The sequence below is a fragment of the Cupriavidus sp. 01L46 genome, from assembly GCF_056399905.1.
This window is the reverse complement of record NZ_JBFTSF010000268.1, coordinates 1-8,638: the sequence shown is the minus strand read 5'-3', so window position 1 is coordinate 8,638 and position 8,638 is coordinate 1. Positions and strand designations below refer to the sequence as shown.

The 8,638-nt window shown below is 68.4% G+C and carries 7 protein-coding genes; all 7 read left to right on the top strand.

Translation table 11 applies throughout. The annotated features are described in order from the left end of the window. Positions 1 to 133: 133 nt before the first annotated feature. The 7 genes from AC1DS3_RS30870 to AC1DS3_RS30840 all read left to right on the top strand — a co-directional run bounded on the left by AC1DS3_RS30870 (position 134) and on the right by AC1DS3_RS30840 (position 8,461). On the top strand, positions 134 to 1,300 hold the full coding sequence (locus AC1DS3_RS30870) for an NAD(P)/FAD-dependent oxidoreductase (RefSeq protein WP_441634994.1): 1,167 nt from the start codon (positions 134 to 136) through the stop codon (positions 1,298 to 1,300). Positions 1,301 to 1,388: 88 nt separating this feature from the next. After that, positions 1,389 to 2,843: a M81 family metallopeptidase gene (locus AC1DS3_RS30865; RefSeq protein WP_441634815.1), complete on the top strand. Its 1,455-nt coding sequence runs from the start codon at positions 1,389 to 1,391 to the stop codon at positions 2,841 to 2,843. 66 nt (positions 2,844 to 2,909) lie between these two features. Then, entirely contained in the window at positions 2,910 to 4,493 is a 1,584-nt protein-coding gene (locus AC1DS3_RS30860; RefSeq protein ID WP_441634813.1) for an ABC transporter substrate-binding protein, read from the top strand. A 41-nt stretch (positions 4,494 to 4,534) separates the two neighbouring features. Next, a complete protein-coding gene (locus AC1DS3_RS30855; RefSeq protein WP_477128622.1) occupies positions 4,535 to 5,470 on the top strand; it encodes an ABC transporter permease in 936 nt (311 codons plus the stop codon). A 41-nt stretch (positions 5,471 to 5,511) separates the two neighbouring features. After that, positions 5,512 to 6,414 (top strand): ABC transporter permease, encoded by a 903-nt coding sequence (locus tag AC1DS3_RS30850; RefSeq protein WP_441634809.1) that lies wholly within the window; start codon positions 5,512 to 5,514, stop codon positions 6,412 to 6,414. Between the two features lie 14 nt (positions 6,415 to 6,428). Next, positions 6,429 to 7,472, top strand: coding sequence for an ABC transporter ATP-binding protein (locus AC1DS3_RS30845; RefSeq protein WP_441634807.1), 1,044 nt, complete (start codon positions 6,429 to 6,431; stop codon positions 7,470 to 7,472). Then, complete coding sequence (locus tag AC1DS3_RS30840; RefSeq protein ID WP_477128621.1) at positions 7,469 to 8,461, top strand: ABC transporter ATP-binding protein; 993 nt, start codon at positions 7,469 to 7,471, stop codon at positions 8,459 to 8,461. The genes AC1DS3_RS30845 and AC1DS3_RS30840 overlap by 4 nt, the downstream gene beginning before the upstream one ends. The last annotated feature ends 177 nt before the right edge of the window (positions 8,462 to 8,638 follow it).

Genomic DNA, 8,638 nt, shown 5'->3' with positions numbered 1-8,638 from the left:
GGTAGATTCCATGCCGCTCACTTTAGTGCAAAATTTGCGTATCCGCAATTTGCATATTCGCAAATTCTTGAATACACTCACTCGCATTCCAAAGCACCAGCGCCCCACGAGCGCGCTCAGCCCCACCACCATCATGCGCACAACTCACGCTGCTTCGCCGATCTCAGCCGACTACCTCGTCATCGGGGGTGGCATCGCCGGCGCGTCCGTCGCGCACTGGCTCGCGCCGCATGGCCGCGTCATCGTGCTMGAGCGCGAGGCCCAGCCTGGCTACCACTCGACCGGCCGCTCGGCGGCACTCTTCATGGAGAGCTATGGCACCCAGCAGGTACGCGCGCTGACGATGGCAAGCCGCGCCTTCCTGCAGGACCCGCCGCCGGGCTTTGCCTCGCATCCGCTGCTCACCCCGCGCGGCGCGCTCATGATCGCCGGCCCCGGGCAATTGCCGCTGCTCGAAGCGCACTGGGAGATGCTGCGCGCCATGGACCCCGATGCGCGCCGCCTGAGCGCCGAGCAAGCACGCGAGCGCGTGCCCGCGCTGCGGCCAGAACAGGTGCTGGGCGCCGTGTACGAGCCCAACGCCGCGGACATGGACGTGCATGCCATCCACCAAGGCTATCTGCGCGGCATGCGCCAGGCTGGCGGCAAGCTGGTGTGCGATGCCGAAGCCAGCGCAATTACGCGCGTGCAGGACCACTGGCGCGTGGAGGCGGGCGGGGTGGTGTACGAAGCGCCCGTGCTGCTCAACGCCGCCGGCGCCTGGGTCGATGCCATTGCGCGGCTGGCCGGCGTGCAGCCCCTGGGAATCGAGCCCCGCCGCCGCTCCGCGTTTATCTTCGCGCCGCCCGCGGGCATGGACACGGACCACTGGCCCATGGTCTTCGGCGCCGACGAGGACTGGTACTTCAAGCCCGATGCCGGCATGTTGCTGGGCTCGCCGGCCAATGCCGATCCGGTCGAGCCGCAGGACATCCAGCCCGAGGAAATGGATATCGCGCTTGCCATCCACCGCATCGAGGAAGCCACCTCGCTGTCGATCCGACGCCCTACCCGCACCTGGGCCGGGCTGCGCTCCTTCGTCGCCGACGGCGACCTGGTCGGCGGTTTTGACGACGCGGTACCCGGCTTCTTCTGGGTCGCGGGCCAGGGCGGCTATGGCATCCAGACTTCGGCCGCCATGGGCGAAACCTGCGCCGCGCTTGCGCGCGGCCTGCCCGTGCCCGCGCATCCCGCATCGTTCGGCCTGACCGCCGAGATGCTGGGGCCCGCGCGGCTGCGCCGCTTGGCTGGCTCGACCTGAATTCCGCTTGCCCCCCAACCGCCAATCACCAATCACCAATCACCAACCGCCAATCACCAACCGCCAAATTGACCAGGAGTTCACCATCGTGCGTGTCTTCAGTGCCTCCCTCGCCACCGAAACMAACACCTTCGGGCCGATGCCGACCGGCCTCGCGTCCTTCAGGGACCGCGGCTACTTCCCGGCCGGCCAGCACCCAGAGCAGATGACGTTCTTCTCCGGCCCGCTGTGGGCCGCCCGGCTGCGCGGCAAGGAGCGCGGCTGGCAGTTGTCCGAAGGCATGGTAGCCGGCGCGCAGCCCAGCGGCACGACCACGCGCCATGCCTACGAAACCCTGCGCGAGGAACTGCTGGCCGACCTGCGCGCGGCGCTGCCCGTGGACATGGTGCTGCTAGGGCTGCACGGCGCGATGGTGGCCGATGGCTATGACGATTGCGAAGGCGACTTGCTGCAGCGCGTGCGCGCCATCGTCGGGCCGGAGGTGGTGATCGGGGCGGAACTCGATCCGCACAGCCACCTGACACCGGAGATGGTGGCGTACGCCGACGTGCTGATCGCCTTCAAGGAATACCCGCACACCGACGTGCTGGAGCGCGCCCTGGAACTGGTCGACCTGTGCGCGGCCAAGGTGCAAGGCAAGGTCCGCCCCGTGGCTGCCGTGGTCGACTGCGAGATGATCGTGACCGTTCATACCTCGCGCGAGCCGGCGCGCGGCTTCGTGAACCGCATCCAATCGCTGGAAGGCCGGGACGGCGTGCTGTCGATCTCCATCGCGCACGGCTTCTCCTGGGGAGACGTGCCCGGCATGGGCACCAAGGTGCTGGTCTACACCGACGGCAACCAGGCCCAGGCCAATGCGCTGGCCCGCCAGCTGGCCGACGAGCTGATCGGCATGCGCGAAGCGCTCACGGTACGCTATCCGGACATCGACACCGCGCTCGACGAGGCCCTGGCCTTCGATGGCGGCCCGGTGGTGCTGGCAGACGGCGCGGACAATCCCGGGGGCGGCGCGGCGAGCGACTCCACCTTTATCCTGCGCCGCATGATCGAGCGGGGCATCGCCAACGCCGCCGTCGGCCCGCTGTGGGACCCGATCGCGGTGCGCATCGCCTTTGATGCGGGTGTGGGCGCGCGCCTGGCGATGCGCATCGGCGGCAAGATCAGCCCGCTCTCGGGTGATCCGCTGGACGTGGACTGCACGATCAAGGCGTTGCTGCCCGACATGGTGATGACCGGCCTGTCGAACGCGCCGGTGCAGATGGGCGATTGCGCGCTGGTGGAAGCCAACGGCATCGACATCGTGCTGATTACCCTGCGCAACCAGGCGATGGGCACGGATCTGTTCACGCAACTGGGCTGCGACCTCGCGCGCAAGAAAATCATCGTGGTGAAGTCCTCGCAGCATTTTTACGCATCGTTCTCGACGGTGGCCAGGCACGTGATCTACGCGGGCGCCCCCGGCGCCGTGACGCTCGACCTCACGACCCTGCCCTACCGCAAGGTGCGCCGGCCCAAGTGGCCGCTCGACGCAGCGTCGGCCTGAGCGCCGCGCGCCGGTTCGCAACGGCTACAACATAAGAACGACAACAACAAGACAGGAGACCCGTCCATGAAACCGAATCCCGCCCTGCGCGTCGCCCTCGCGGCGAGCGCGCTTGCCCTGGCCAGCGCCAGCCTTCCCGTGCTGGCGCAGACCAAGACGCTCAAGGTCGTGGCCCATGCCGACCTGAAGATCCTCGACCCGACCTTCACCACCGCCTACATCACGCGCAACTTCGGCTACATGGTCTACGACACGCTGTTCGCGCAGGACGCGAGCGGCAAGCCGCAACCGCAGATGGTGGAGAAGTACAGCAGCGCCAAGGACGGCAAGCAGTGGAGCTTCACCCTGCGCCCCGGCCTCAAGTTCTCGGATGGCAGCGCGGTCACCGCGGCCGACGCCGTCGCATCGCTGCAGCGCTGGGGCGCGCGCGACAGCCTGGGCCGCGCCATGGGTGACGCTGGCGCCGAATGGAAGGCGCTCGACGCGCGCAGTTTCACGCTCACGCTCAAGGAGCCCTTTGGCATGGTGCTCGATGCGCTGGCCAAGCCATCGGGCTTTCCGCCGGTGATCCTGCCGGAGCGCCTGGCCAGGATGCCCGCCACCGCGCCGCTGCCCGAGGTGATGGGCTCCGGCCCCTTCGTCTTCAAGCGCGACGAATGGGTGCCTGGCAACAAGGCGGTCTTCGTGCGCAACCCGAACTACGTGGCGCGCAGCGAGCCGGCGAGCGGCCTCGCCGGCAGCAAGAAGAGCCAGTTCGACCGCGTGGAATGGCTCTACCTGCCGGATGCCAACAGCGCCATCGCGGCGCTCAAGCGCGGCGAGGTCGACCTGGTGGAGCAGGTGCCGCCGGACTACATCGCCCCGCTGCGTGCCGACACCAGCGTCAAGATCGGCTCGGGCGGCGCCTACCAGGGCGTGCTGGTGATGAACCAGCTCCATCCGCCCTTCAATAACCCGAAGGTACGCCAGGCCTTCCTGCAGGCGGTGAGCCAGGAACGCTTCACCGCGGCCATGGGGTATCCACTCGATATGCGCATGAACTACTGCGCCACCTATTTCATCTGCGGCGGCCCCAACGATACGACGGCCGGCGCCGAGCCGTACCGCAAGGCCGACCTGGCGCGCGCCAAGCAGTTGCTCGGCGCGGCCGGCTACAAGGGCGAGAAGGTGGTGGTGCTAGTGCCCACCGACGTGCCCCAGCTCAACGCCGAAGCCTTGATGGCGGCGCAGACCATGCGCAGCATGGGCATGAACGTGGACATGCAGAACATGGACTGGGCATCCATTGGCGCGCGCCGCGCCAAGCGCGACGTGCCGGAGGCCGGCGGCTGGAGCATGTACGTGACAGTGGCGGGCGAGTTCGATTCGAATTCGCCGATCGCCAACGCTTACCTTGGCGCCGCCTGCGGCAACAGCCTGCCCGGCTGGCCCTGCGACAAGCCGCTCGATGCGCTGCGCACCGCCTGGATCCGCGAGACCGTGCCGGCCAAGCGCAAGGAATTGCTCGACGCCTTCCAGAAGCGCGCCTATGAGGCGGTGCCCTATGTGAATGCCGGCCAGTACTCGGCGGCCTTCGCGGCGCGCGCCAGCCTCAAGGGCGTCGACAAGCTGTGGGCTGGCATGCCCACGGTCTGGATGCTCGACAAATAAACAAGAAAGAAAGAAAAACGACCCACCGAGGAGACACAACGATGGGCTACCTGCTCCGACGCCTGGCCGCGACGCTACCCGTGATGGCGGTGGTAGCCATCGTGGTGTTCCTGCTGATCCACTTGTCGCCGGGCGACCCGGCGGCACTGATCGCGGGCGACCTTGCCACAGTCGACGACATCGCCAAACTGCGTGGCGCGCTGGGCCTGGACCTGCCGCTGTGGCGGCAGTTCGTGCTGTGGCTCGGCCGGCTCGCCACCGGCGATCTCGGCACCTCGATCTTCACCCAGGTGCCGGTGGCCCGGCTGCTGGCGCAACGGCTGGAACCCACGGCCTCGATCGCCGCGCTGACCATGCTGCTGACCTTGCTGGTCGCGGTGCCGCTGGGCACGCTTGCGGCCTACCGCGCCGGCAGCTGGATCGACCGGCTGGTGATGCTGTTCGCGGTGCTGGCGTTTTCGCTGCCGGTGTTCCTGGTGGGCTACCTGCTGGTCTATGCCTTCGCCATCCAGCTGCCGTGGTTTCCGGTGCAGGGTTACGCACGCTTCGCCGACGGCACCGGCGAATGGCYGCGCAGCCTGGTCCTGCCCTGCGTCAACCTGGCGCTGGTCTATATCGCGCTGGTGACGCGCATGACGCGCGCCACCGTGCTTGAGGTACTGCACGAGGACTACATCCGCACTGCGCGCGCCAAGGGCCTGGGCGTGCTGCCGGTGCTGGGCCATGCGCTGCGCAACGCGGCAATCCCGATCGCCACCACCATCGGCATGGGCATCGCGCTGCTGATCGGCGGCGTAGTCGTCACCGAGACCGTGTTCGCCATCCCGGGCGTCGGCCGCCTGGTGGTCGACTCGGTGCAGCGCCACGACTATCCGGTGATCCAGAGCGTGCTGTTGATCTCGGCCGGCGTCTACGTGTTGATCAACCTGATGATCGACCTGAGCTACCGCCTGTTCGATCCGCGCATCAAGTACTGACATCCGGTACCAATCCCATCCTTGCCGCGAGACCTGCCACCATGTCCACCTCCCTGCCCGTGACCGATGACACCGCCCCCAGCGCGGCGGTGCCGCAGGACACCCCCTTCGTGCTGCCGCGCTGGCACTGGGCGCGCAAGCACCCCACGCTGATCGCCGGTGCGCTGTTGCTGGCCGCGATTGCCGTGCTCTCCATCGGCGCGCCCTGGATCGCCACCTTCGACCCCCAGGATATCGATCCGCTGGCGCGCATGCAGCCGCCCTCGGCCGAGCACTGGTTCGGCACCGACGCGCTCGGCCGCGATGTGTTCAGCCGCGCGGTCTGGGGCGGGCGCGTCTCGATGGTCGTCGGCCTTGCGGTCGGCCTGCTCGCGACCGGTTTCGGCGTGCTGCTCGGCCTCGCCGCAGGCTTCGTGCGCTGGGCTGATTCTTTCGTGATGCGCGTGATGGACGGCTTGATGGCCATCCCCGGCATCCTGCTGGCCATCGCGCTGATGGCCGTCACGCAGGCCAGCCTCACCGCCGTGATCGTTGCCATCACCATCCCCGAAGTTCCGCGCGTGGTGCGGCTGGTGCGCTCGCTGGCGCTCACGCTGCGCGAGCAGCTCTACGTCGAGGCGGCACATGCGGTGGGCACCCGCCTGCCCGTGATCCTGGCGCGCCATGTGGTGCCTAATATGGTGGCGCCGCTGATCGTGCAGGCCACCTTCGTGGCCGCCGCCGCCGTGCTGACGGAAGCGGCCCTGTCCTTCCTGGGCGTCGGCGTGCCCGGGCAGACACCGAGCTGGGGCAACATGATGGCCGAGGGCCGCAACTTCGTGGCGGTGGCGTTCCATATCATCCTTTACCCCGGCATCCTGCTGGCCGCGACGGTGCTGGCGATCAACCTGCTGGGCGACGGCTTGCGAGACGCGCTCGACCCGCGCCTGGCGCGGCAACTCTGAAGGGGGGCACACCAATGACAACGACAATGTCCCGCGTTGCCCTGGCCACCGGGGAGCCGCTGCTCGAGGTAGACGACCTGCACACCCATTTCGACACGCTCACTGGGCCGGCCCGCTCGGTCAACGGCGTCTCGTACACCGTGCGCGCCGGCCAGACGCTTGGCGTGGTMGGCGAGTCCGGCTGCGGCAAGAGCGTGACGGCGCTGTCGATCATGCGGCTGCTGCCCACGCCGCCGGCACGCATCCGCGGCGCCGTGCGGCTGCGCGGCACCGACCTGCTGCAACTCAGCGAGCGCGAGATGCGCCGCATCCGCGGCAACCGCGTCTCGATGATCTTCCAGGAGCCGATGACCTCGCTGAACCCGGTGCTCACGATCGGCCGGCAGATTGCCGAGACGGTGCAGCTGCACCAAGGCGCAAGCCGTGCCGAGGCGCTCAAGCGCGCGGTGGAAATGCTGCGGCTGGTGCAGATCCCCGAGCCCGAGCGCCGCGTCAACGAATATCCGCACCAGCTCTCCGGCGGCATGCGCCAGCGCGTGATGATCGCGCTGGCGCTGGCCTGCAACCCGGAGGTGCTGATCGCCGACGAACCCACCACCGCGCTCGACGTCACCATCCAGGCCCAGATCCTGGACCTGATCCGCCGCTTGCAGAAAGAGCTAGGCATGGGGGTAGTCATGATCACGCACGACCTCGGCGTGGTGGCGGAGTGCTGCGACCGCGTGATCGTGATGTACGCCGGGCGCAAGGTCGAGGAAGCCAGCGTCATCGACCTGTTCGACCGCCCGCTGCACCCCTACACCCGCGCGCTGATGGCCTCGATGCCCTCGATGAACACCAGCAGCCAGCGCCTGGCCGAAATCCCCGGGCTGGTGCCATCGCCACAGGAAGCGCGCCGCGGCTGCGCGTTCGCGGCGCGCTGCCCGCATGCCGGCACGCGCTGCGCGCGCGAGATCCCGCAACTCACGCGCCACGGCGCAGACCATGCCGTGGCCTGCTTCGCGATCGAGGAAGGCCGCATCGAATGCAACCAGCCAGCCCAGGAAGCCATCGCATGAGCACCCCCACTGCCACGCCCTCGTCCCTGCTCAAGGTCGACCGGCTCAAGAAGCACTACATCGCGCCGCAGCGCTGGCTGGCGCCGCGCAAGCCGCCCATCCAGGCGGTGGACGGCGTGTCCTTCACCGTGGAGCGCGGCGAGACGCTCTCGCTGGTCGGCGAATCCGGCTGCGGCAAGACCACTACCGCCAAGTCGGTGCTGCGCCTGGTCGAACCCACCTCCGGCTCGGTGCAGCTCGATGGCGAGGAGCTGCTGGGCCTGTCGGCAAACGCCATGCGCCTGCGCCGGCGCGATCTGCAGATCATCTTCCAGGACCCCTACGCTTCGTTAAGCCCGCGCCTGACGGCGGGCGAGATCGTCAGCGAGCCGCTGCGCAATTTCGGCATGCATTCGCGTGCGGAACGCTCCGAACGCGTGCAGTGGCTGTTCAGCAAGGTCGGGCTGCGCCCGGAGGCGGCCAAGAAATTCCCGCACGAGTTCTCGGGCGGCCAGCGGCAGCGGCTGGGCATCGCGCGCGCGCTCGCGCTCAACCCCAAGCTGATCGTCTGCGACGAACCGGTGTCCGCGCTCGACGTCTCGGTGCAGGCGCAGGTGGTCAACCTGCTGATGGACCTGCAGGCCGAACTCGGCATCGCCTACCTGTTCGTCGCGCACGATCTTGCCGTGGTGCGCCATATCAGMCACCGGGTGGCTGTGATGTACCTCGGCCAGATCGTCGAGCTGGCCGACCGCGACACCTTGTTCCGCGCGCCGCGCCACCCGTACACGGAAATCCTGCTGTCCGCGGTGCCAGTACCCAATCCGCGCACGCCGGCCCGGCGCCTGCTGCTGCAAGGCGACCCGCCGAGCCCGGCCAACCCGCCATCGGGCTGCCGCTTTCACACGCGCTGCCCGCTGGCCCAAGCCGTATGCAAGGAGCAGGCGCCCGCCCTCACCGATCGGCCCTCCGCCGGCGGTGGGCATCAGGTGGCCTGCCATTTCCGCTGACCCGCTGACCGACTCGCTGCAAACCAAAAAAAAGGAACCCGATGTCCAACCCTGATTCCACGCACTACGAGCTGCTGATCGCTGGCGGCACCGTGATCGACGGCAGCAAGGCACCCCGCTTCAGCGCCGATATTGGCGTGCGCGGCGGCCGCATCGCGGCGATCGGCAATCTATGCG